Annotated in this window: 26 protein-coding genes and 1 pseudogene; 18 read left to right on the forward strand and 9 right to left on the reverse strand. The window is 48.5% G+C overall.

From position 1 onward, the window contains the following. Nucleotides 1-397: 397 nt before the first annotated feature. From DUT69_RS10390 to DUT69_RS10400, 3 genes are read right to left on the reverse strand one after another with little or no spacing between them, the layout of a single operon-like run. A complete protein-coding gene (locus DUT69_RS10390; RefSeq protein ID WP_113653155.1) occupies nucleotides 398-1,522 on the reverse strand; it encodes an efflux RND transporter periplasmic adaptor subunit in 1,125 nt (374 codons plus the stop codon). A 1-nt stretch (nucleotide 1,523) separates the two neighbouring features. After that, nucleotides 1,524-5,861 carry a CusA/CzcA family heavy metal efflux RND transporter gene (locus DUT69_RS10395; protein WP_113653156.1) on the reverse strand — a complete coding sequence of 1,446 codons (4,338 nt, stop codon included), beginning with the start codon at nucleotides 5,859-5,861 and terminating at the stop codon, nucleotides 1,524-1,526. Nucleotides 5,862-5,921: 60 nt separating this feature from the next. Continuing rightward, a complete protein-coding gene (locus tag DUT69_RS10400) occupies nucleotides 5,922-6,317 on the reverse strand; it encodes a hypothetical protein (protein ID WP_113653157.1) in 396 nt (131 codons plus the stop codon). Nucleotides 6,318-6,651: 334 nt separating this feature from the next. Between DUT69_RS10400 and DUT69_RS19220 the strand changes: the two genes are divergently transcribed. From DUT69_RS19220 to DUT69_RS10410, 3 genes are all read left to right on the forward strand, one after another. Continuing rightward, a complete protein-coding gene (locus DUT69_RS19220; RefSeq protein WP_162796256.1) occupies nucleotides 6,652-6,855 on the forward strand; it encodes a hypothetical protein in 204 nt (67 codons plus the stop codon). 87 nt (nucleotides 6,856-6,942) lie between these two features. Beyond that, complete coding sequence (locus DUT69_RS19225) at nucleotides 6,943-7,128, forward strand: hypothetical protein (RefSeq protein ID WP_162796257.1); 186 nt, start codon at nucleotides 6,943-6,945, stop codon at nucleotides 7,126-7,128. A 214-nt stretch (nucleotides 7,129-7,342) separates the two neighbouring features. Beyond that, nucleotides 7,343-8,314, forward strand: a complete 972-nt coding sequence (locus tag DUT69_RS10410; RefSeq protein WP_113653159.1) for a DUF6624 domain-containing protein — start codon at nucleotides 7,343-7,345, stop codon at nucleotides 8,312-8,314. Between the two features lie 126 nt (nucleotides 8,315-8,440). On the opposite strand, the gene DUT69_RS10415 is transcribed toward DUT69_RS10410, so the two are convergent. Next, on the reverse strand, nucleotides 8,441-8,944 hold the full coding sequence (locus DUT69_RS10415; RefSeq protein ID WP_113653160.1) for a peptide-methionine (S)-S-oxide reductase: 504 nt from the start codon (nucleotides 8,942-8,944) through the stop codon (nucleotides 8,441-8,443). Between the two features lie 202 nt (nucleotides 8,945-9,146). Between DUT69_RS10415 and DUT69_RS10420 the strand changes: the two genes are divergently transcribed. Next, on the forward strand, nucleotides 9,147-9,503 hold the full coding sequence (locus tag DUT69_RS10420; RefSeq protein ID WP_113653161.1) for an RNA recognition motif domain-containing protein: 357 nt from the start codon (nucleotides 9,147-9,149) through the stop codon (nucleotides 9,501-9,503). Between the two features lie 238 nt (nucleotides 9,504-9,741). Here DUT69_RS10420 and tssD read toward each other — a convergent pair whose 3' ends face one another. Further along, on the reverse strand, nucleotides 9,742-10,182 hold the full coding sequence (gene tssD, locus DUT69_RS10425) for a type VI secretion system tube protein TssD (protein ID WP_240186696.1): 441 nt from the start codon (nucleotides 10,180-10,182) through the stop codon (nucleotides 9,742-9,744). 156 nt (nucleotides 10,183-10,338) lie between these two features. Here tssD and DUT69_RS10430 point away from each other — a divergent pair, with 156 nt between their 5' ends. The 4 genes from DUT69_RS10430 to arsB are packed head-to-tail and all read left to right on the forward strand — an operon-like array spanning nucleotide 10,339 to nucleotide 12,898. Beyond that, nucleotides 10,339-10,668, forward strand: a complete 330-nt coding sequence (locus tag DUT69_RS10430) for an ArsR/SmtB family transcription factor (protein ID WP_113653461.1) — start codon at nucleotides 10,339-10,341, stop codon at nucleotides 10,666-10,668. Nucleotides 10,669-10,726: 58 nt separating this feature from the next. Continuing rightward, entirely contained in the window at nucleotides 10,727-11,194 is a 468-nt protein-coding gene (locus tag DUT69_RS10435) for a DUF6428 family protein (RefSeq protein WP_113653163.1), read from the forward strand. A gap of 20 nt (nucleotides 11,195-11,214) precedes the next feature. Continuing rightward, nucleotides 11,215-11,835 (forward strand): arsenate-mycothiol transferase ArsC, encoded by a 621-nt coding sequence (locus tag DUT69_RS10440; protein WP_205314249.1) that lies wholly within the window; start codon nucleotides 11,215-11,217, stop codon nucleotides 11,833-11,835. A 1-nt stretch (nucleotide 11,836) separates the two neighbouring features. Beyond that, entirely contained in the window at nucleotides 11,837-12,898 is a 1,062-nt protein-coding gene (gene arsB, locus DUT69_RS10445; protein ID WP_113653164.1) for an ACR3 family arsenite efflux transporter, read from the forward strand. A 248-nt stretch (nucleotides 12,899-13,146) separates the two neighbouring features. On the opposite strand, the gene DUT69_RS19560 is transcribed toward arsB, so the two are convergent. Continuing rightward, entirely contained in the window at nucleotides 13,147-13,506 is a 360-nt protein-coding gene (locus DUT69_RS19560) for a transposase (protein ID WP_113653463.1), read from the reverse strand. A 33-nt stretch (nucleotides 13,507-13,539) separates the two neighbouring features. Next, nucleotides 13,540-13,770: pseudogene (locus DUT69_RS10455) on the reverse strand (IS110 family transposase); the annotation flags it as partial. Between the two features lie 462 nt (nucleotides 13,771-14,232). Between DUT69_RS10455 and DUT69_RS10465 the strand changes: the two are divergent. The 4 genes from DUT69_RS10465 (at nucleotide 14,233) to DUT69_RS10480 (ending at nucleotide 17,197) form a co-directional block, all read left to right on the forward strand. After that, a complete protein-coding gene (locus DUT69_RS10465) occupies nucleotides 14,233-14,481 on the forward strand; it encodes a hypothetical protein (protein WP_162796258.1) in 249 nt (82 codons plus the stop codon). 155 nt (nucleotides 14,482-14,636) lie between these two features. Further along, nucleotides 14,637-15,035 (forward strand): lipoprotein, encoded by a 399-nt coding sequence (locus DUT69_RS19230; protein ID WP_162796259.1) that lies wholly within the window; start codon nucleotides 14,637-14,639, stop codon nucleotides 15,033-15,035. A gap of 5 nt (nucleotides 15,036-15,040) precedes the next feature. After that, nucleotides 15,041-15,391 carry a DUF6965 family protein gene (locus tag DUT69_RS19435; protein WP_240186697.1) on the forward strand — a complete coding sequence of 117 codons (351 nt, stop codon included), beginning with the start codon at nucleotides 15,041-15,043 and terminating at the stop codon, nucleotides 15,389-15,391. Nucleotides 15,392-15,841: 450 nt separating this feature from the next. Further along, complete coding sequence (locus DUT69_RS10480; RefSeq protein ID WP_162796260.1) at nucleotides 15,842-17,197, forward strand: S41 family peptidase; 1,356 nt, start codon at nucleotides 15,842-15,844, stop codon at nucleotides 17,195-17,197. A 103-nt stretch (nucleotides 17,198-17,300) separates the two neighbouring features. On the opposite strand, the gene DUT69_RS10485 is transcribed toward DUT69_RS10480, so the two are convergent. Next, nucleotides 17,301-18,800, reverse strand: coding sequence for a DEAD/DEAH box helicase (locus DUT69_RS10485; RefSeq protein ID WP_240186698.1), 1,500 nt, complete (start codon nucleotides 18,798-18,800; stop codon nucleotides 17,301-17,303). 171 nt (nucleotides 18,801-18,971) lie between these two features. Here DUT69_RS10485 and DUT69_RS10490 point away from each other — a divergent pair, with 171 nt between their 5' ends. Next, entirely contained in the window at nucleotides 18,972-19,703 is a 732-nt protein-coding gene (locus tag DUT69_RS10490; RefSeq protein ID WP_162796261.1) for a Crp/Fnr family transcriptional regulator, read from the forward strand. 13 nt (nucleotides 19,704-19,716) lie between these two features. On the opposite strand, the gene DUT69_RS10495 is transcribed toward DUT69_RS10490, so the two are convergent. Next, a complete protein-coding gene (locus DUT69_RS10495; protein WP_113653172.1) occupies nucleotides 19,717-20,553 on the reverse strand; it encodes a LytTR family transcriptional regulator DNA-binding domain-containing protein in 837 nt (278 codons plus the stop codon). A gap of 323 nt (nucleotides 20,554-20,876) precedes the next feature. On the opposite strand from DUT69_RS10495, the gene DUT69_RS10500 reads away from it, so the two are divergent. The 5 genes from DUT69_RS10500 (at nucleotide 20,877) to DUT69_RS10515 (ending at nucleotide 23,596) form a co-directional block, all read left to right on the forward strand. After that, nucleotides 20,877-21,281 carry a hypothetical protein gene (locus tag DUT69_RS10500; RefSeq protein WP_113653173.1) on the forward strand — a complete coding sequence of 135 codons (405 nt, stop codon included), beginning with the start codon at nucleotides 20,877-20,879 and terminating at the stop codon, nucleotides 21,279-21,281. 44 nt (nucleotides 21,282-21,325) lie between these two features. After that, nucleotides 21,326-21,973, forward strand: a complete 648-nt coding sequence (locus DUT69_RS19235; protein WP_162796262.1) for a Crp/Fnr family transcriptional regulator — start codon at nucleotides 21,326-21,328, stop codon at nucleotides 21,971-21,973. A gap of 54 nt (nucleotides 21,974-22,027) precedes the next feature. After that, a complete protein-coding gene (locus DUT69_RS19240) occupies nucleotides 22,028-22,570 on the forward strand; it encodes a Crp/Fnr family transcriptional regulator (RefSeq protein ID WP_162796263.1) in 543 nt (180 codons plus the stop codon). 68 nt (nucleotides 22,571-22,638) lie between these two features. Further along, the gene (locus tag DUT69_RS19245; protein ID WP_162796264.1) at nucleotides 22,639-23,289 is read left to right on the forward strand and encodes a MauE/DoxX family redox-associated membrane protein; all 651 of its coding nucleotides are present in this window, start codon (nucleotides 22,639-22,641) and stop codon (nucleotides 23,287-23,289) included. Then, nucleotides 23,276-23,596, forward strand: a complete 321-nt coding sequence (locus tag DUT69_RS10515) for a hypothetical protein (RefSeq protein WP_113653176.1) — start codon at nucleotides 23,276-23,278, stop codon at nucleotides 23,594-23,596. Before DUT69_RS19245 ends, DUT69_RS10515 begins: the two co-directional genes overlap by 14 nt. Nucleotides 23,597-23,609 lie beyond the last annotated feature (13 nt).

The raw sequence follows: 23,609 nt of genomic DNA on the forward strand, positions 1-23,609 counted from the left end.
CAAGGCAACTTTAGTAAACCTGTTGCCCGGCCCAATAAACCTAAGATAAAACAGCAACTCCCCTGTGCCCAGGATCACAATGGACCCAAAGGTTCAAAAGTGAATCGCGGAACAAAAGCTGCCTCGCCCGCAATACACCAGGCCTAATATCTTTTCAAAATAACGTGAACAAATCGAGTGGCATCCTTGTGCCTGACAGCCACGAGCGACCGATAATCAAACTTGGACGCATCGAGCACTTATTGATTTGAATGCGTGGTCTATCTAAGATTGTATTTGCAGATTACCCGGCAATGCCACTCTTGCAACCTTGCCCGCAGAACTCATAAACTCTTGCATTAAGTAATGGCCAGGAAATTTGTTCGGCCCTTGATCCTAAGACGGATCAGCAAAACCCTTATTCTTCCTCTGTGGTATTCTTCAGTTTCATCAACAGCGAGTAAGCGCCCTTCAATACTATCTTTTTTCCTTTCAGATCGTTAACCACTGCTATTTTTCCGTCGGCAGCCTCTCCCGTTCTGACTTCCGTCATTGCAAACTTCAGTGCTGAGGAAGCAAGAAAAACGTAGTCCCTGTTTTCAAAACTAACTACCGCATCTTCTGGCACCAACTGCGCCTGTCGCTTCTTGAACTGAAGCTCGGCATTAATGTACATTCCCGGAACCAGCCTTTTATCATATTGCTCAAAATGGCAGTGCACTTCGCTTCTGCCGCCCTCCACATTGTGGCTAAACAAGATAACCTCTGTTTGGTATTTTTTGTCGGGCACTGCGTTGGTGTAGGCCAATACCTGCTGGCCTATGCTGATCCTATTTAGGTCCTTCTCAAAAACCGTCAGGTTCAAATGGATGTCACTGGGATTGATAAGTTCGAAAATCACGTCCGAGGGCGTAACATATTTGCCGATATTAACATTCACTTTGCTTACATAGCCGTTGATGGGCGAATAAATATTTACAGATTTGGAAATCCTTCCACCATTTAAACTACCCGCACTGATATTGATCAGCTTTAGTTTTTCAATCAGCGCGGCATGTTCTATCCTCAGGTTTTGATATTCCGTTTCGGTTTGCTGCAGAGTCTTATCGCTATTGGCCTTGCTCACATTAAGCTCCCTTTGACGCGCGAGTTCCTTAGCTGCGTAATCCAGCCTATTGTGGATGCCAAGATAATCCTGCTGCAGCTGTATGTACTGGGGATCTTCCATTACAGCGATCAGCTGTCCCTTAACCACTTTTGTACCGGGCAACATGGTGGTCGATTTCAGGTATCCGCCCAAAGGTATGCTTACTGAAGCCAGGTTTTGGGGCGGTACATCGATCTTTCCCTGCAGCTTTAGGGTTTCGCTTATCTCCCCAAAAGCCACCTCTCCAATCTGCAGACCGACATTGTTGGCCTGCTTGGCAGTCAGGCTCACTTCATTTTCATTTGTGACCACTACTTTCTCCTGTCCTGTTTCGCTGCTGTTGCAACCAAATGCCATTGAAATGGCCAAGCCTCCCATATATAAATAGTACTTCATATTATTGCGCTAAAAGGTAATTCAATTCTGTTATAGTTTTGTTCAATTGCTGGATGGCTGTAAAATAGCTTTCCCGTATGTTGATGGCCTCGTTGTTCAGCATCGTCCACTCCAGGTAATTAATCTCTCCGTTGGCGAGCTGCTTGCTCAAGGTCGAGGTGATCTCCCACGCAGTACACAATCCTTCTTTTTCCAGGCTCTCTACCAAGTCCAACTGCTGCCGGTATTGCATATAGGCAGACCGCAGTCCGGTGTGAACCTGTCTGGCCACATCTGCCGTTTCCAGCTTTGTTAATTCCTGGTAGGTTTTGGCAGATCTTACCTTATTGCGTTGGGATCCTCCAAAAAGCGGAATGCTGATACCCAGTTGAAGCGACTGGAAGCGATCACTGCGATCAAATTTGATATCATCTCTTAAAGTGGTACTGTTGTATCCTACGTTGATCTCCGGAAGAAGTTTTGACTGCTCCACCTTTGTCGCAGCTACCGCTGCTTTCTCCTGCTGCCGCAACAGTTTCAGCTGGGGATGGTCAGCCCAGGCTGAAGTATCTGTAAATGCAGGCCTTACCACTAGAGCGTCGACTTCCGGTCGCAGCTGCTGGCTGGTATTCAATAGGTAAGCCAGTTGCTGCTGCAATACCAGCTCCTGGATCCTGAGGTTCTGCAACTTTGTGCCTACCTGCAGCAGCTGATTTTCAGCACTGGCCTTTTCCAGGACGCTACTTTCTCCGCTTTTCAGCCGTTGTAAGGCCAATCGCCTCAATTGCCTGAAGGAACTGTCCGCCCCCAGATAAAGCTCCTTAAGTTTTTCATTCACCGCCAGGTCGTAAAATACCTGTGTAGCGACTTTGGCCAGTTCCGCTTTGCTCAGCTCCCGCTGCAGCAGCGACGTCCTCCATTCCTCCAGCAGTTTTTCCTTCTGCCTTGCGTACACGCTCGGTACATTAAAAGTTTGGCTGACGCTTAACCTATTGTCTGTAAGAGCGCTATTGTATCTGCCATGTTCCCCGCTAAGGTCCAGCGGCGCAATGTTCGTTGCAGTCCTCGTCAACTGTCTATTATAGTCTGCCTTTAGCTGGCCACGCTTTAAACTGATATTGTTCTTGTAAAGGCTATCTAGGGCGGCGCTAAGTTTGATAGGTGTCTGCCCATGCGCCGAGGCAACCATAAACGGGATCAACAGAAAGATCACGGCCGGTAGCTTTGGCAGTTTCTTTTTTCCAAAGATTCCTTTTTCAAGGCTCACATATAGAATTGGCAATACGAAAAGCGTCAATAGGGTGGCTATCATCAAACCTCCAATTACCACCGTGGCCAGGGGACGCTGCACCGAAGCACCGGCACCATTACTGATAGCCATGGGCAAAAATCCTAACGAGGCCACAAAGGCCGTCATCAGCACGGGTCTTAAACGGGTCTTTGTTCCCTTTAGCACCACCTTTTTCATGTCATGTTCTCCTGTTTTTTTTATGTTGTTGAACTCTGCAACCAGTACGATTCCGTTCAGTACGGCAATACCGAACAAGGCGATAAACCCGACTCCGGCACTGATACTGAACGGCAGTCCGCGTAATGCCAATAGAAAAATACCTCCAATGGCCGATAAGGGGATCGCGGTATAGATCAGCAGCCCGTACTTTATCGAACCAAAGGCGAAATACAGCAGGAGAAAAATCAACATCAGCGACACAGGAACGGCGACCATCAGCCTCGATTTGGCTTCGTTCAGGTTCTCGAACGAGCCACCATAGGTAATGGTATAACCCGTGGGCAACCTCATCCCGCTCTTAACTTTTTCCTGCAGTTCGGTTACGATACTTTCCACATCCCTTCCGCTGACGTTGAAGCCTACCAATATCCTGCGTTTGGTATCTTCCCGCTGGATCTGGCTTGGACTGTTTACCAAGGAGACATCGGCCAGCTGAGATAGCGGGATCTCGTTGCCGTTGGGTGCGGGTATCAAAAGGTTTTGTACATCGGCAATACTTTTGCGTTTATCGTTCTGCAAACGCACCACAAGATCAAAACGCTTTTCACCTTCAAATACCAGTCCGGTACTTTGTCCAGCAAAAGCGGTATTTACGTTCCTATTGATCTCCGCCACGTTCAGTCCATGTTGGGCAATTGCGGCCCTGTTGTATGCAACCACAATCTGCGGCGTTCCGGCAATCTGCTCCACGTACATCTCCGTTGCGCCTTCTACCGATCTTACCAGATTCCCCAATTTTTTGGAATATAATGCCAGCGTATCAAAATCCTCCCCGAAGATCTTGCACACCACATCCTGCCGGGCTCCGGTCATCAGCTCGTTAAAACGCATTTGCACCGGAAACTGGAAACTGGTGGTTACCCCTGGAACTTCACTTGCCGCCTCCCCCATCTTCTGGGAAAGCTCGTCAAAGCTCTTGGCCGATGTCCATTCTTTTTTGGGCTTAAGGTTAATGATCATGTCCCCCATATCCATAGGCAGGGGCTCTGTAGGCACTTCGCTGCTCCCTATTTTGGTAACGATGTTCTTCACCTCGGGAAATCTTGCCTTGAGGATTCCCGCTACCTTCTGCATGTTCTCAATGGAAGTGTTCAGGTTGCTACCGGAAAGCACCCGGGTTTCCACCGCATAGTCCCCTTCTTCGATGGAAGGAATAAACTCGCCTCCCAGGTTGGCCAAAACCGCTACCGCAACCACGAAAAGCGCCACCACGATTGCAATCACCGTTCGGGGAAAGCCCAATACTTTTTGAAGCAATTTCCCATAGCGATTTTCCACTTTCGACATTGCCCTGTCGGAAATATTCGGCGCTGTTTTTATTTTCCTGCTCAAAAACAGGCTCGACATCATAGGGATGTAGGTTAGCGAAAGTATAAATGCGCCCAGCAGCGCAAAGGAAACAGTTTGAGCCATTGGCTTGAACATCTTGCCCTCTATTCCCTGCAGGCTAAAAATCGGCAGGTAGACAATAAGGATAATGATTTGGCCAAATACCGCACTGTTCATCATTTTCGAGGAGGCGCTTTTTACTTCAAGATCCATCTGCTCCTGCTTAAGAAAGGGTATACCGGCAAATCTCCTGCTATGTCCAAGCTGGTGCATCACCGCTTCCACTATGATGACCGCCCCATCCACGATCAGTCCGAAGTCCAATGCCCCAAGACTCATCAAGTTGCCGCTTACCCCGAACAGGTTCATCATGATAATGGCAAACAACATGGCCAGCGGAATAACAGAGGCTACTATAAATCCTGCACGAAGGTTGCCCAGAAATATTACCAGTACAAAAACCACGATCAGTGCTCCTTCGAGCAGATTGGTTTCTACGGTTTTGATGGCATTGTTTACCATGCTTGTCCGGTCCAGAAATGGTACAATCTCGACGCCCTCCGGCAGGGTTTCGGCAATCTGGCTTATTTTGGCTTTGATGTTTTCGATCACCACATTGCTGTTGGCCCCTTTAAGCATCATCACAATGGCACCGGAAACCTCCCCTTCATCGTTAAAGGTCAATGCACCGTACCTGGTGGCAAAGCCGGTTTCCACATTGGCCACGTCCCTGATCAGCAGCGGGGAAGCACCCTCGCTGCTTCTCACCACTACGTTTTCAATATCCTCTTTAGCTCCGATCAGCCCTTCGGTCCTGATGTACTGGACGGTAGCCTGTTTTTCGATATAGGCACCTCCGGTATTTTGGTTGTTGTTTTCCAGCGCATCAAAAATTTCGCTGATGGTGAGCTTGTTCGCCACCAGTTTACCAGGATCGATGGTCACCTGGTACTGCTTCAGCTTACCCCCGAAACTGCTTACCTCGGCAACACCTTTTACGCCCAGCAGCTGGCGCCTCACCACCCAGTCCTGAAGTGTACGCAGCTCGGTAATGTCGTAACGGTTTTCGTACCCTTTTTTGGCCTTTACCGCATACTGGTAGATTTCGCCCAATCCGGTCGATATAGGCCCCATTTCCGGCTTGCCTATCCCTTTTGGTATCTGTTCCTGTACCACCAGCAGGCGCTCGGCAACCTGTTGTCTTGCCCAGTAAACATCGACATCATCGTCGAAAACCAATGTAACCAGCGACAGGCCAAAACGGCTGTAACTTCTAATTTCTTTTATCCCTGCAATATTGCTGTTAGCCTGTTCCACCGGAAAGGTAACCAGCCGCTCGATATCGGTAGCTCCGTACGAAGGAGCCGTGGTAATAATCTGCACCTGGTTATTTGTGATGTCCGGCACTGCGTCAATTGGAAGTTTGGTCAGCTCAAAGCTGCCATAAATGATAAGGGCGACGGTAAATAGCCCTATAATGAGTTTGTTCCTGATGGAAAACTCAATGATTCTGTTCAACATGAAAAATGCGTATATCGATTCTAAAAAATGATCTACGGCAGCTGATGCCGTTAAAAATGTTTAGGAAAGGATAGTTTTTGGCGGTTGCCAGATCTTTCCTGCAAAGGCCGAACCTGGGATATGATCGTTGTCGATCAGAATTTTTTGCTTTGGAAGCACCTGGTACATCTTTCTGAGCGAGATACCGAAGGAAGCGGGCAATGCAGGACTTAGCCCGCTTGCTGCGCAGACATCATGCGTTTTGAAAGGAAGTTGGTTGTCCCTCGCCTCGTCGTTATCGGTGTGCGGCACATCGTTGTAATGGTGCACAATATAGCTTGAAAAGGTGATGCCGCTGTCCAGGCTTTTATGTTCGAAATAATGCTGTACCAGCACAGGCAACTTGGCGAGTTCCTGCAGCTCTGTACAGGAAAGCAAATAAAAACCAAGTAGCAATATGTGCAGCGCTTTTTTCAATGTCGCAAAACTAGAAAATTAGAACGTAAAAGCAATTAGTTACAGCCAAATGTTACAATTGTTTTTGCAGGCGGATACGGCTTCAGTATGCTTTTTTTGCCCAAACCCTATTGGCTAAACTAACTTCCATGGCTACTAGAGTAATGTACAAAACATGGACAGCATAGGCGGATTATTCCCAATATACCTAATTTTAGGTATTGCCGCTAACGGGACTAATCTATAGCTTTACTAGCAGGAAAATTTATACGCTTTCTACCCACCGTATCCCTTGCAATCATAAAATCTAAGCGAAACCCTAAAGCGAGAAAAGAACTATTATTAAGCAAATATTATGAAAAAACCAATCCTAACCCTAATAATTTTCGCTATCAGTATGCTGGCAACCTTAAGGCTGTTCGCCCAGCAAAGCAAGTTTGAAATGAACGGCACCTGCAGCTTCAGCCAAGCGGGTGACTGTAGGATGGCATCCGACCCCTTTGAAGTAAAAATCACACTGGACATCGATCAAAAGACAGGCAGGATTGCCATGGAGTAATTCTGGAAAAACGAAAAAGGCAATTTCGAAAAAAAGCAGGATATTGCCTGGTCCGGGGAAGTGCTGAGCAAATCCAATATAAGGGTTATGCGTTTTACCCAGGTGAGGCAGTTTAACTGCGGAAAGGACAAACGGAGCGAAACCCTGCACTTTATCGGAGTGGTGGATTTCAGCAATGGCTACAGCGTAAAACTTCAGGACAGGTATGCCATGTGCCCTGCCAGCAACTGCATTGTCGATATCGACTACAGCCTGATCCTTAAAGCAAAATAGAAACCCGTGCCCACGGCAATGAAGGCCAAGTCTTAATAGCTAACTTCCTTCATCGGATTCCACTTGGTCCCTAGCTGCACCGTCTTCAGTTAGGATCCTCACGCAGGTCGACCTGACTTGCTAGCTATCGGCTCCCCTTTTATGGAAAATCCCAGCATGCAGGTGATTTGGTACGCAAATAATCACTAGCTTTAGGTCCATCTAGAATGCATACATGAAACACCTATTTTTTTGCCTTTCCCTGGTAGTTGTGCTGAGCGTCAATGTTTTTTCACAGACGAAAAAACTGAAACTTTATCAATTGCCCGAAAAGGCATACCAAATGTACCAAAGTAAAAACTATGCCCAGGCCGCGGTCCTGTACACCTCCGTTTTGGAACAAAGCATACAGCAGAAATTATATAACATCAACACCATTGATGCGGCTTATAACGCAGCCTGTTGCTGGGCTTTGCAGAACAAGGCAGATTCCGCCTTCATTATACTGGACAAAGTTGCCGAACAGGATTTGTTCCTTAGCCAGTACCCTCATATTTTGACCGATGGCGACCTTAGGCCACTTCACGGCGACAGCCGATGGTCCCCTTTGATTTCAAAAATTGAAAGGCACAAATCTTTTTTCGAGTCCGGAGTGGACATGGCCCTTAAAAAGGAACTGGACAGCTTGTATGACAAGGACCAAAAGTATCGGAATCTTTCGGCAAAAAAAGCCAAGGAGTTTGGAAGGGAGTCCCAAGAGTATAAAGCCGCTGCCGCCCAAACAAGGCATCAGGATTCGTTAAACATCATCCAGATTGAAGGTCTTATCGCCAAGTACGGTTGGATGGGACCAAGAAAGGTAGGCTTCAGGGGAAGCAGGGCGATTTATCTGGTTGTTCAGCATGCCGGCCTGCACGTTCAGGAAAAATATTTGCCGCTGATGCGAAAGGCGGCAAAACTAGGGAATGCCTCCATGGATGACCTGGCCTTTTTGGAAGACCGGGTTTTGATAAGGCAGGGCAGGATGCAGATCTATGGTTCCCAAATGAAGACCGTAGATGGCCATAGCTACCCCATAAGGCTAAAGGATCCAAAAAATGTGGATATCAGACGATTTAATGTGGGCCTGGAGCCGATGTCCCAGTACCTGCAGCCCTCCAAATGGGATCCGGTAGAATACAAAAGGTCGTTCCAGAACAGGCAGTGACATCAGGTTGGGAAAGACCACAGGTCCTTTCGAGCATCTGCCTTCGAACTGCAGCGCCAGCCTCCCAGGCATTCTCAAAATATCCCCTGCCCGGAATCCAGGCCTTGCCCTGGATCTAATAATGGCTCATTTCTTTTTTACCGGACTGAACAATCCGCTACCGAAACGTTGCAGGAGCAATTTAAGTTTCGGCTCGATGTAGGTCTTGCAGAACGGCCTTTGCGGGTCGGTGGCATAGTAGTCCAGCAGTTCATCGCTGTTGAGCCTGAAGCTCCCAAAGCCCAGAATCTGGGTTACCAGTTCGGCACTGAAATCCTGTTTCAGTCCTTTGATCGCCTTCATAACCTTATCGGCCTGATGCTGGGAAAACACGTATACCGCCGAGCGGTACTTTTCCCGCATGGAATGTCCGGAAGTGGCGCTGTGGCTGTGCAGGTGGACGGCGACCAGTACCTCCAGTGCTACCGTTTGCGGATCAAAGTGCACAAGCACCGCTTCGGAATACTTCTGGTTCCCCAAGGGCGCGATCCAGCCCTGCTCCACCTTGGCAACGCCGAGGACAGATTGAAAGACCGCCTCGGTGCACCAGTGGCAGCTGCCTCCAAACCCGATGGTTTCCAGATTTTCCATAAGGACTAAACCGCCTTCGGGTTAAAAAAGTTTTCCACGGAACCAATTTGCCGAAGGCTGACGCCTGCTTGCTTGCTCCTATCTGCAACCCGCTTGCAGCTGCCTGGGAAAGTTATCTTTGTGTTAAGATATTACAGAATACGGCATTTGAACCAATTATGGCTTCAGATTTGCTAGCCAAGAGGCTAAAATACATCCTGCAATGCCCAAAATATACATCGGAGGTATCGGCTCCCAATTCACTGAACTGCAACTGGCCGAACTTGTCGCCATACACGGAGAAATCCTGACGGTAAAAATCGTTTACGATAGGACTACAAAAAAAGCAAAAGGCTTTGGCTTTGTTGAAATGCGCAGTCCGCAGGCCGCCCAGCAGGCCGTAGATGCGCTCAACGGCGCAACGATCGGCAAAAGGGAAATCCGTGCCGCTTTGGTTGCAGAAACCAAGGACCAGCATCCAGCCAGCCCTAGCGAAAGCCGGCCGGTTGCAATTAAAGCCAAACGCAAAAGGAAGGTTGCATACCAGCCCATATCCAAGACCCATCCTGTGAAAAGTTAGCATTTCCATCATCATATCGATCCTGCGACAGTACCTAATTAGCCATAGCAAACTACACCTAACCAGGCTACCCTGGTCGGTTTCCAGTGCAGTGTACCTCCGCAGTCCAAATACCAACTAGGAACCTAAACTAAATTCCCCGCTAGGTACTGTACTTGGGAGCTTGATCTCCATGTACAGCTCGAAACCTTTCGCAGGAACAGGACGGTTGCAGGTCGGGCCCTGGAATGGCAGGGTACTATTGCTCGATCAGGATATTGTTTATCGAAAGTGTCTTGCAGCTTATCGACACCGAGGCTGCCCCGTAGGAATCCCCGTAAATGCCCGCAGAGACCTGGTCGCTGTAGGATGTCAGGCTCGCCTGGCGGAAGGCGATGGTCCTTGTGGGCAGCTTGTTGTAGGCGTCCACAATGGTAATCACCCCGTCGAAGGTGCCCGTTCTCTTGGCGAACACCTGCAGGAGCTCATCGCCGAACTTCTGGGAATCTATCGAAAAGTACAGCTGGCCGGAATTGTACACCGGGGATGAAAGGTTTGCCCGGGCAGACAGGGTATCCTTTGGATTCAGGGGAATCGCTTTTGTCGCCTCCTCGCCGTAGCGGGCTACTGAGGTACTTACGCTTGTCAGCTCGGTTACTATCTTTTTCCCTCCCTTGTCAATGGACAGCTGGATCTTCAATCTGGACTCCCCCTGCTGGGCAAGCGTAATTTTGGCCTGGCCAGATTCGCTTCACCCAAAAAGCAGCGAGGTTTATGATTTCTATGGTTGAACCAAATAAAAATCAAATTTATTTTGCGTTCTAATAATTACATCGTAAAATTGCAATATATAATCATGGGACTTACAAGATCAGAAATATTCACAGACGAGCAGAACCAGCTTTCCACGTTGCTGAAAGCAATTGCACACCCTGCCCGTATTGCTATACTGCAAAGGATAATCATATCCAACACCTGCATTTGTGGGGATTTGGTAGGTGAGCTTGGATTGGCACAGGCAACCATTTCCCAGCATTTGAAGGAATTGAAATTAGCTGGTATCATACAGGGAACAATAGAAGGTGTAAGCGTTTGCTATTGCATCAACCCTAAGACCTGGAAACTGTTGGAAGAACAACTTGGTGGGTTTTTGGCTTCTTATAAAGGCGAAACTACCTGCTGTTAACCATTTTTTTTATCTATATCAATCGTTAAATTGCAATAATACTATTAATACCTAAATCATGAAACTATCAGAAATAAAAGAAATCCTTGCTACGGCTGAAGGAATGAATTTTAAATTGGAAAATGGTAATTCGGTGCCAGAACATTTCCATGTAACGGAGGTCGGAATTATCAAAAAGGACTTTATCGACTGCGGTGGAACCGTACGCCATGAAAAAGTTGCCAATTTCCAATTATGGGATGCCGATGATTATGAACACCGCTTAAAAGCTGAAAAATTGCTACACATCATTTCACTTTCGAAAAAGGTCTTGGGAATGGAAGATCTGGAGATTGAAGTGGAATATCAAGCAGAAACCATTGGCAAGTATGACCTAGGATTTGATGGGGAAAACTTTCTTTTAATGGCCAAGAAAACCGCTTGCCTTGCAATGGACAAATGTGGTGTTCCGGCCGAAAAACAAAAAATTGAAATGGTAAATCTGACTTCAGCTTCATCCTGTACCCCAGGTGGAGGGTGCTGCTAATTTCTAATCCCAATAAATAAATGAACACAAAACTTTTTCAGGAACTTGAAATTCTGGCCGGTACTTTCAAATTTGACAGCATCATCGCAGATCGTAAAGCGATATTAAAGCCACTAGTCGACTATATTCAGGCCAAGCACAGTAATCACAGTGAGGTACGCCTTCATTTGATCTGTACACATAATTCACGTAGAAGCCACCTGTCACAGGTTTGGGCACAGACAGCAGCAGCCTATTATGGCATTAAAAATGTCTTTTGCTATTCAGGTGGTACCGAAGCTACTGCCTTGTTTCCTGTAGTTGCGGAAACATTAACGCAAACGGGGTTTAAGGTACAGGTTATTTCAGAAGGAAGTAACCCAGTATATGCCATAAAATATAGCGACAATGAGCATCCTGTTATAGGCTTCTCGAAGACCTATGATAATGAATTTAATCCTTCAGAATCATTTGCAGCAATTATGACCTGTTCTCAGGCTGACGGTGGCTGTCCATTTATTGCAGGGGCTGAAAAACGTATCCCGATAACCTTTGAAGACCCAAAGGCATTTGACTATACACCTCAGCAGGCAGAAAAGTACCAAGAAAGAAGTTTGCAGATTGCAACCGAAATGTTTTACGTCTTCTCACAAATCAAATAATATGTCAGCTAATACCTGTGCCCCTACGGTAGAACGTAAAAAATTAGGGTTTTTAGACCGTTATCTAACTTTGTGGATATTTCTGGCGATGGCCGTTGGTGTATCAATTGGCTTTTTTATTCCGTCCTCATCAGGTCTTATCAATTCTTTTTCTAGCGGTACAACCAATATTCCATTGGCCATTGGACTGATATTGATGATGTACCCACCGCTGGCCAAGGTCAGGTATGAAAAAATGGGCGAAGTATTCCGCAACACTAAGGTACTTGGCACTTCGCTGGCCTTGAACTGGATCTTCGGTCCCGTACTCATGTTCATACTGGCCATAGTATTTTTACAGGGCTATCCAGAGTATATGGTCGGACTGATACTGATCGGTCTTGCCCGTTGTATCGCAATGGTGGTAGTATGGAATGAACTGGCAGAGGGTAACAGGGAATATGCAGCTGGTCTGATTGCGCTGAACAGTATTTTTCAGGTATTGCTCTATAGCGTTTACGCCTATCTTTTTATTACGGTACTTCCGACACTATTTGGTATAAATGGACTGTCGGTAAACATTACCATTGCCGAAATTGCAAAAAGTGTAGGTCTTTACCTGGGGGTTCCATTTGCCGCAGGGATAATCAGCCGTTATGCGCTAATCAAACTTAAGGGCGAGCAATGGTTCCAGCAAAAATATGTGCCATTTATTTCACCAATAACCCTGATTGCCCTATTGTTTACCATTGTGGTGATGTTCAGTCTTAAAGGCGAACTTATTGTGCAGATACCGATGGATGTAGTCCGCATTGCCATCCCATTGGTCATCTATTTCGCAATTATGTTTATCGTCAGCTTTTTTGCAGGGAAAAAGATGGGTGCCGATTATTCGCAGAGCACATCCATTGCCTTTACTGCCGCTGGCAATAACTTCGAACTAGCCATAGCGGTAGCTATCGGAGTTTTTGGCATCAATTCCGGTCAGGCATTCGTGGGTGTAATCGGGCCTTTGGTCGAGGTACCTGCACTTATTGCATTGGTAAACCTCGCTTTCTGGTTCAGAAAAAAGTATTATAGTTAAACAACTATTGAAAATGGCTGGTTTGGCTCTCCTACAATTAGCGGAACAATGCTTCTTTCGTCTCTTGGCCGATAGAGCCTATCCTCCTTTATACAGCTGAATAGGCGCTGGATCAGTTTGTTTCTTACGGCATTGACCACACTCATTTTATTTTTGCACTGCGTGTCTTTCGTTCAAAATACCGCTTCATATCGCCACTTATCAATGAAGCCATAGCAGCCATGTGCAATAGCGCCTTTACCCTTTTATTAGCTTTGTGGGAGACTCGCGGTCTTCCACGAAGTACTAGTCCCCGAATAGTGTTCAAAAGGTACGATACCAGCGTAGCACGCAAATTTTTTAGCGTCACGAATGTTTTTGAACTCATTGGTGGAAATGATGACCTCAATTGCCGTAACAGTTCCGATTCCACTTACAGATGTAGATACTTGAAAAAGCCTTTTTAAATTAGAATCTGACTTGATGGTATCAAGAATAAGTTTTTCTACTGCCTCCAGATCCTTAGCAATGTGCCTTAGTGTTCCCTTGCAGATTTCTTCAATGACCTTTCCGCCAGCCCTGTCAAAGGACTTGATTTCCTTTACGGGAACAGTTAGTGCTTTTTTTATCCGTCCAAGCCTGTTTCGTAACGTACTAAGCTGTTATAGCTTTTTGATAATTGCTCTTGGTGGCTCCCACAAACGTATGGATTCCCTTTCCTTGTAGGCATAGGTTGCTATCCTTTCCCCATCTACCTTATCGTTCTTCCCCCTAGTAAGGCCTACACAAAGCTTAAGGTGTGCTGGATGTTCCAGACATATAGCTACATTCTTTTTATGCAGGAAACCTAAAACATGTTCGTTATAGATTCCTGTATGTTCCATACAGAAAACCGCATTTTCTTTGAAAGGTCGGGAATCTGTTTAGCCAAAACCTTCCAGAAAGCAGCCAATCCCGTCGGCTTATTCTCGATTTCAAAGCTTCGGTTCTTTTCTTTTCCATTGAGGACACATACATCCAATATAGCTTTTGAGATGTCAATGCCAATAAAATACTTCCAGTTCATAAATTAAGGGTTAGTCGTTTCATTCAACGCTTTTAAAAACGGTCAATACCTTACTAATGAGCCTTGTGCCCTAATTTCTATTTGAAGCTTGTTTAAAAATAAGTCGGAGGCCTAAATCATAAAGTAGATCATTACATCTTGCCCGCAAGTTAGATCGCCTCCGACTCTGTTAACTTTTATATAAAACGTCACTTGATAAATACTTATAACGAATCACCTAACAAATCTAAAGGCCCGCAAGGCCTACGTTGTCTTTATGCAGATGGCCGTTTATCCAACAAAGAGGGCAATGGAGATGATCCCGCAGTCGAACGCGCTGCTGGAAAAGGCAATCGCCCTGGACCCGGAAAACCCTAGGGCCTACCTGCTTAAAGGCCAGACCAGTTTTTACATTCCCGAAATGTTCGGAGGGAGCAGGGAGGAAGCCAAGAAAAGCCTTTTGATGGCCAAGGAAAAATTTGCATCATCGGCCAACTCTGACAAGCTTCAGCCCGGCTGGGGAAAGGAAAGATGCGCGGAACTCCTTTCGGCCTATTAGGCATATAACCCGCATAAATGCCTGCGGGTCGGAACTTCCGGCCGGCAATAGGTCATCGTTACAAGCCGGAAAGCAAGGCTCCTATGGTCAGAAATTATTTTTAGCCCTCAAGAACAAATTCCAAGCTGCGCTGTTTTTCTGCAAAACGTATTTATATGAACAGAATCCTTGTCCTATTTCTTCTGCTTGCGGCCCTCACCGGATGCAAGAAAAAAGACGGCCCGCAAAGCGACCCGCTGCACCAAAGATGGTACCTTTATAAAATCGAAAGGCAGTACACCGACAAATTGGGCAATCCGCATCCCGACTTCAAGCCCCGTTCTGAGGTAGTGGAGGATAGGCAGATGTTTTTCGAGTTCACCTCCCAGGGCGCCTTTTTGACCTATGAAGGCAACGGCAGCTATCGCCTTGACAGGGACAGGATACTTTTCGAGCTGCCGCATGTTTCCGGGGAATACAACTACCGTTTATCCAGCGACGAGCTTATCCTTTCAAGCAAGGTTGAAGGCAATACCTACAACGAAAGCTCCACTTTTACCATGAAGCCCTTCTAAAAGTTATGGTCCCGGCAGCCTTTGTGGCCGGCGGGGCATTTTTACTGAAAGCCTGTGGAAAAAAGAAAGCGCTGTACGGCAGCCCTTTTGGCCGGCGGAAAACAGAAACCTTCCTGCCCGACCGATGGATTTGCTACCTTCGCCACATGACCATCAGCGAACTTGAAAACTGGTTTAAAGCCAACCCTATGCCTTCAGAACCGGTAATGTTAAATCCGGCCACGAAGATCAACAGTATACAGCATTTTTTGGAAAGCCATTTTTACCCCCTTAAGCTCGATCCTTCCAACAAGATCAACCAGCCTCTGCTCGACCGCCTTTTGGACCTGAAGCTGCTGATCGAATCCAACCTCTAATATTAGTTGCCTGCCCCCTGCTGTTATTGGAATACGAAAATTCGATAACAGCAAAACAGTGGCAAGGCACATGTGATTACCACCCGGAACGCCCAGCTGATGTTTGCATTATCATGATCAAGATAGGTTCAAATACTTAAACATGGATTTTTCTGCTGTCATGCCTGCAAATAATATTGGAGAACCGCCCAGCCGGAGATTTAGGTTATTATTGTTTTTGAAAGCATTTATGTCATTCTCGCGCTGGTTTCGAAGATTTATCGAATAATCAAATTTGATAAAATCACTGAAGAGACCAACAGACTCAAACAGTTGATCAACGATCTATAAAAAGCACCCAGGAAAAGCATACATCTAAAGCACACTAATAAATCGGGCAATTTTTAAAATTTTAAGGAAGTTCCCATGCAACGTCTACAGCAATTCCGGTGTCCTTTAATAAATTTCCGAATGAAAACCTTTCTTATTGCTGCCCTGATAATTTTCTGGTTCACCAAACTGCCTGCCCAGCAAGACAGCAGCTGCCGTTGCACTTCGGTCCTCTCGGAAATTGTCCACGATATAGAAACCAGCTATCCGGGCTTCCCGTCCAAAACCAGCTCCAATCCTAAAGCATACCTAATCCATAAACAATTGCTTGTATCCAAGGCAGCCAATATAAGCGACAGGGAAAACTGTTTTTACCTGCTGGAAAAATACCTAAGTTACTTCGGCGACAACCACCTTCTTCTTAGCGACCGTACCACAAAACCTAAACCTCATCTGATGAACGGTGAAACGGCACATAAGGCCAGCAATGGTCAAAGCGGTATCGAGGGAACCTGGAGAAGGGATAGCGACGGTTTTAGCGTAGCAATACGCCGGATACAAAAAAATACCTATCGCGCATTTGTAATGGATTCCGCCAATGAGCAAACCAGAATATCAAGCAGCTATTTTGATCTTCTGGGAGACAGGGACCAGTTCAGGATCAGGCGCTACGACAGTTTTTTGACTACCGATTTAATGCGCGGACGCGTGATGGGCAATACCCTTATCGAGCCAGGCGGTACTTGGACCAGGAAGGTCAAAGGGAAACCATTTCAAAAGCCAGCAAACTACACGGATGCCTGGAACAAAAATTTCAGCCATCACAAGCTCGGTCCGGGAACCTATTACATGGCAATACCTGAATTCAGCATGGATCCGTTAAAGTTTGATTCGATTGTGGTAAACGATATTATTCCGGCAATCTCAGCTGGCAGAACCCGTCACCTGATCCTGGATCTGCGCAACAACTTTGGCGGAAACAGTTCCTTTCTATCGCTTATAAGGCTAGTCTACCAAAAGCCTATTGCTCTTGCGGGGGACTACGTGTATTCCACGCCGAAGATGATTGCAAGGTATACGCGCTCGAAAAATCCGCTGCACCAGAAAATGCTGCCTGGACTTGTCGCTGGCCCGGGAAAGTTCGTACAAAGGGATTCTACAAGATACTTTCTGAAAGAATCGCTTACCTATCCACAGCAGGTCTCCATAATCGTTAACGACAACTGCGCGAGCAGCACCGAATACCTGCTGGTCATCTCCAGGTTGAGTTCAAAGGTAAAGATTTACGGAAGGCCCACCGCAGGAACGCTGGACTACAGCGAGCTGCTGGGACCCGAGCCGCTCAGCTGCAAAGGCTATTCCTTTATGGTACCCACCACAAAATCATTTTGGACCGACAATCGTCCGATAGACAAAACCGGTATCATTCCAGATGTGGACCTGAGCCAATATCCCGAGAACCAGTGGGTGCAAATCGTTGAAGCGCAAAAACTCTGACAGCCCGGAACGAAAATTCCAATTCAACCAGCATTTATCACACCGAAGGATTTTAGGCAAGCCCATCAAAGGCTGTATTTCGAAAAATTGACTAACCGGCCTTTTAACTGGCAACGGCCATCAGTTTCCTTTTTGCCAAAATCCTGTGGACCAGTTTTTTCAGCCTGCTCCGGTAGTCCTCTCCCAGCCACTTCAGGTAGTCCCTTGTCACCTTGCCAAGGCATTTGCCGTACTGCTTGATCCGGTAGTCGATCTCCCTGTCCAGCAAAGCGATCAGTTCCATCGCCTGGACTTCGTCCTCAGCGTTATCCACGCACATCAGCGCATGCTGGCGGATGGAATCGCGTATGACCAGCTTTGCCTTCAGGGCGCTATCCACGCACTGCTGGTAGGCAGCCTGCACATCGAATGCCACTTCCAGGCTGTTGGCGAAAGCGCTTCGCATTTCCAGTGGTATCACATGGGTGTCCCGCTCGGCCTGCTGCATGCTCTGGTGGTAGATTTCCGGATGCTCGAAGATATGCTTCCAGTCCAGCTCGCTGTTCCAGTTGCCGAACCTTTCGTTGTTGTTTCCCAGGTCTATGATCGAAAAGGTCTTCTTGCCAGGCAGACGCCTTGCCCCGCGCCCCACCATCTGATGGAAAAGGGTAAGCGAAGTGGTCGCCCGGTAGAGGATCACCGACTGGATCGAAGGCTCGTCAAATCCTGTGGTCAGGATCGATACCGAGGTAAGGATGGCTCCCTTTGTCCGCTTGAACCAGTCCAGGATCTGCTTTCTTTCCTCTGCCGAGGTGGTGTTATCCAAATGGCGAATCGCGTGGCCTGCTTTTGTAAAGGCATCCTGCACCATTTTCGAGGAAAAAATACCGTTGTTGAAAATCAGCGTCTTTTTGCCCAGCGAATGCGAGCGGTAGGCGTGCAACAGCAAATCCAGCATCACCTGCGAACCGTACAGCGCATCGGACGTGTTTACGGTAAAGTCCCCTTTGATCCCGGTTGCCAGCGAATTGAGCTCCACATCGTAGCTGTGGATCTTTGGCCTTGCCAGAAAGCCCCGCTCGATGAGCGATGAAATGTCCTGGCCCAGGATCAGCTCCTGGTAGAAACGGTTCATCGGCAGCTCGGCGTCCGAAGAAAACGGGGTCGCCGTCACCCCTACCACCGCTGCGTTCTCGAACCTGCCCAGCAGCTTATGAAAGGAATTGTGGTGCGCCTCGTCCACGATCACAAGGCCCACATCGGCAGTTGAAACCAAGCCGTCGCGGATGCGCCGCTTCAGGGTTTCCACCATCGCTACGTAGCAGTTGTAGCTGTCCCTTGACAGCTTTTTTACCGTACTGTCGATTACCTTGTTGCGAACGCCCCTGCCCTTAAGGGCAGTTGTGGTCTGACGGCAAAGCTCGATCCGGTGGGTAAGCACAATCACCTTTTTGCCGGTAAGTTCGATGAACCTTCGGGCGATTTCGGAGAATACCACCGTTTTGCCCCCTCCGGTTGCCAGCTGGTAGAGCAGCCTGGCCTTTCCGCCGGGATGGCCCGCAAGTTTTTCAAAAAGCAGCTCAAGGTCCTGCTGCTGGTAATCGTAAAGTTCGGCGCGCTGCATTGTTCGCATGGTATGGTCATGTTGGTGTACGTACTCAAACGCCCATCGGGAAAAAAGGTTTCAAGCTTGCAAAATAAAAATATTCTAACCTGCCAACCATGCTTCCAAAGCCTGGACGACCCGAAACATTACCTGTTCCAAGGGGACAAATTGCCCAAATGTCCCAAAACGATGGGACAAAAAAACATTTTTCCGACGGGCGGGTTTTATCCCCTGCCGGCTGCCGTCCAAGGTCCGGAACACGCCGACCGGCAAGCTAACAACCGACCATCCAAACCGCAGAACATGGAAAGCTCAACCTACATCGAGGGCGTACTGCAGCTCATGGGCCAGATCGCCCCGCTCCCCGAACCCTTCCAGCAGCGCATCGCAAGCCAGCTCAAAGCCGAGCGCCTGCCCGCAAAGACGCTCATGCTCCGTCCCGGCCAGACCGCAAGGCGCGTCTACTACATCAAAAAAGGATTTATAAGGAGCTATTTCCTTGACGGGGAAGGCAGGGAGCATACCACCGGTTTTGCCGGGGAAAACCAGCTGCTCACCTCAACGGCCAGCTTTCTGCTCCAGCAGCCTGCCGACGAGTACGTCCAGGTGCTCGCCGAGGCGGAACTGCTCTCGATCAGCTACCATCAGCTCCAGTCCTACTATGCAGATTTTCCCCAGGGCAACCTGATTGGAAGGGTCCTGGTGGAAAGGCATTTTGCACAGGCCGAAAGCCGCTCGCGTATACTGCGCTACAAAAGTCCACAGCAACGCTACCAGCAGCTGCTTTGCCAGCACCCCAATATCGAGCAGCTCACCACCACTGCCCACATTGCCTCCTACCTTGGCATCAACCGAGAAACCCTCAGCCGGACCAGGAGCAAGATTCTTAAAACCAATGCCAAATTACCTGTAATCAACTGAGAAGGCCGGTCCATTATTCGCTCTGCTCTGTAATTTCTCCATTCCACCAGGATAGAAAATGTGGTGTGCGCCTTCTGGAAACCAGCAGCTTGAAGCCAAACTTTACAGCGGTATCCAGTTCCAGCATTTTGTTTCCGAGCCTTTTTACACTGATAATCGCCGAGCGGTGCACCATCCACTCCCTTTGTCCCCGAAAGTAGACCGCCCTATCCAGCTGCCCCTCCCAGTAATCCAGCGTGCCCTTCACCACCAGCTCCTCCCCTTTAAAGGAAACCGCAAAGCAGTCGTGGCCGTTAACCCTATAAAGCGCCGTTTCCCCTCCGGGCACTTCGACAACACTCAGCCCGGAAGGATGCGAGCTGACCAGCCTTGAGCGCACCTTTACCTTTACCACCGGTTCCTTGCGGTAATAGAACACCACAAAAAACAGGTTGACCATCCCAATGAACATCAACACCAGCAGAAAAAGCTTCCGGAAAAAATAGGTATCCAGTATCCACCTGTCGTGGAGGTGGAAAAGAAAGGTCGCAATGGCAAGCTCCAGCAGCACCGTCGCCCCAAAGCCCAGCAACAGCTGCAAGGCAAACCACTTGGCGCCAAGGCCGGTATCCTTGAAACGCCTGTAGAGCCTCCTGCTGACCATGTGCATAAACTCGATCTGGATCAGGGCTGCCGTGGAACTCAGCGCAAGGGAATAATAATATCGGGACATCCCCCAGAGTTCCAGCCAGGAATATGGCTTATCGTAGGCCACGATCAAGTGCCCTGCTATTATCGAAACCAGGACACTCACAGCCAGGTTACGCCAAAAGTACCTGGAACGGAAATGCGAACTGAGTGCTAGCATCATAACGGAAAATATTTGGTTGAACAAACGCCCAATGAGCTAAATAAGCCCAAATTACCAAAAAAAGAGCACTCATACAACTTTTATGCGTAAAATAATCCTTACCTACCAGGCGCTATCTTCTTCCACCGGAAACAAGTTAAAAAAACGCGGAAAAATTCAGGACAAATGCGGATCATACCGAAAGCGACCCGCCAAGAGCCACTCAGGAAAAAACAAGGCGCCACTCAGGAAAGCTAAGCACGGCAGGCCTTGACAGGCAAAAAATGCCCCTATAAATTAGCCTCCTTAACCATTACTACCACTAACCTAAAACAGAAAGACAAATGGAAAAACATCCCTTTGATGAGACCGGTCTGCAGCAGCTGCTCGCCGAACTCTACGCACTTCCCCCTGCAGAACTGCAGACCCAAAGCCAGAATCTTTTGGCCGATCCAAAGACCTGGATCCAGACCCACTTTGACCTAGACGTTAAACAACAGGCCTTCCTAGACCAGATGCCCGTAGCCACCCTCGCCTTCCTAGGCGACCAGGGAAGCTTTGCCATCGCCCACCAGCTGCCCGTAACCCTGCAAAAGAACGGCGATCCTCCCAAAGAGGACGAAGGCAAGCTCTTCACCCCAAAAAGCCGTTTCTCCTTTGCCACCGACAACCTGGGCCAGACCCTGGCCTCCGGGGAAATGACCATCCTGGTCAGCTACGGACAGACCCTTGGACCAAACGGCAGCTAATCCGCTGCACATAAAATAACAGACCCAAAGCAAAGGTCCAAGAAATGGAACGGCACGACATCCCCAGCAGCCTCGCGCACCTTACCGGTATAGCCCAGGAAAGCATCCAGGGATTCGCCCGGCTCTTTCAGCCCATCGAGCTGGACAGAAACCAGGTGCTCTGCGGCCCCGGGCAGAACGGCCGTTCCATTTACCTATTGACCCGTGGCCTCCTGCACCATTACCGAAAATCAGCTGAAAGCCAGGCCGAAAACGACAACATCCACCAGGACCCCACTCACGACAAGGCCCAAAGCAACCAGACCCTGAACATCTACCTTCCCGGTAGCTATATCGGCAGCCCCGCAAGGCTCCTTGCCCCATCCCAGCTGGACTACGTCACCGCCCTAGGCCCCAGCATCCTGCTGGCCACCAGCCAGCTCAAGCTCCAGGGCCACTGCCTACTGGATCCCGACGCCAGCCAGCTCCTCTTTGCCATCCAGCAGGCCACCCTGCAAAACCAGCTCCGGCTCATCGAAATGCTCCACCTGCAGCCCGCCGGCAGACGCCAGCAGGTGATGAGCGAAAACCTTGGAGACTACCTGGGCAAAATCCCCAGACAGGTCCTAGCCAGCTACCTTGCCCTCAGCCGAAAGCACCTGGGCAGGCTGATTCGCGAGCAAAAGGCAATAATTGAAAAGGGAAAAATTTAAAGTGGAAAGTAAAAAGTTAAAAGTAAAAAATCCCATCCAACCAATTATCCAAGAATGAACCAGAACCTGAAAACCACCCTGCAGTCCCACGGCGCCCTTCGGCCGGAGGCCTGGCTGGACATCCAGCAGAACATGCAGACCATCAGCCTGGGCTCGGGCGACAGCCTGCCCAGGACCGAAGGCAGTTTTTCCTTCCTTGCCGAGGGTGTCCTCAAGGAATACGATCCCGAGCAAAGGTCGCGTCCAGCAATCATCAACTTCCTGGCCCAAGGCCAATGCTTTACCACCCGCCGGCACAACCAGCGCCAATATTTCAAGGCCATCCAGCCCTCCACCATCAACCAGTGGAACAGGGATGCGCTGAACCAGCTCCACCAAAGCTACCCAGAACTGAAAAACAGCTACGATGCGCTCTGCTCCAGCTACGATCAGACCATCGCCCAGCGAGCTATCTTTCTGGAACTTCCCCCAAGGCATCGACTTCCCGCCTTCCGCGAACCCAACCGCCCCATTATCGCCTACCTCAAGAAAAAGGACATCGCCAACTACCTCAACCTGAGCTACAGCTACCTGCTGCACATCTGGAACGACTCCTAAGCATCATTCCAAAAGCACCCGAAAAGCAAAACAACAAGCAAAAAAGATGTCCATGGACATCTTTTTTTATGCCAAACAGCATCCTTCAAGCGGCAAAAGCCGACCTAACTTGGTACCAACCAAAAAGAAAGGAGGCAGAAAAAAAAGCAGACCATCAGCAATGCCGGCCAAAGGCCAGCACGGACAGCCGTCCAGAACACCGATCCGCCCACCAAAACAAAGCAGCCATGTACAGCCAGACAGCAGCAACAAAAGCAAAAGCAACATCCATCGCCAGAACGACCCTGGTCACCGGCACCACCCTCGCATGTATTTTCCTGTTCGTCTATACAGCGCAGGCCAAACTCCTGGAACGGGAAAGTTTCCAGGATTCCATGCATGCCATTCCTTATATCGAGCGCTATGCCGAGACGATCAGCTGGCTGGTACCCATAACCGAGTTGTGCATTGCCTTGCTGTTGATTGTCCCAGGAACGCAAAGGCTTGGACTGCTGCTCTTCGCTGCAGTCATGGCCATCTTCACCCTTTACATCGCATCGATGCTTTTGTGGGCGGAAAAGCTGCCCTGCAGCTGCGGCGGCGCAATCGAAAATCTGAGCTGGAACCAGCACATCTGGTTCAACATAGGCTTTATCGCCCTGGCCATAGTTGCAGCCTGGCTCAAAAAGCAACCAAAAAATTCATCACTATTTAAATCCAAAAACAATGGAAAAATTTAAAAAAACAGCTTTGGGGCTAATGGTAGCCATCATCGCTTTCGCATTCAGTGCGTTCACCAGTACCGAAAAAGTCAACTACCAGTACTGGCATTTCAAAACCGGTCAGATGTTGGGCGACGCCGACCAGACCAGCGCCTACGAGCCTGTTACCGATCCGCCACAGGGATGCGACAACGACGAGGTGCTACCTTGCATCGTAAGAGTGGACATCGACAATCCATCAACGCCCAACCTTGCCTCTTATCTGGCAGGATTCCCTAACGATGCGGCCATTGCTTCTTCGGCCTATATCAAAAGAGGCAACTAAGCTCTCTAGTCCA

Origin of the sequence: Pedobacter namyangjuensis (assembly GCF_003313325.1) — a bacterium.
In the GTDB taxonomy this organism is placed as follows: Bacteria; Bacteroidota; Bacteroidia; order Sphingobacteriales; family Sphingobacteriaceae; genus Pedobacter; species Pedobacter namyangjuensis.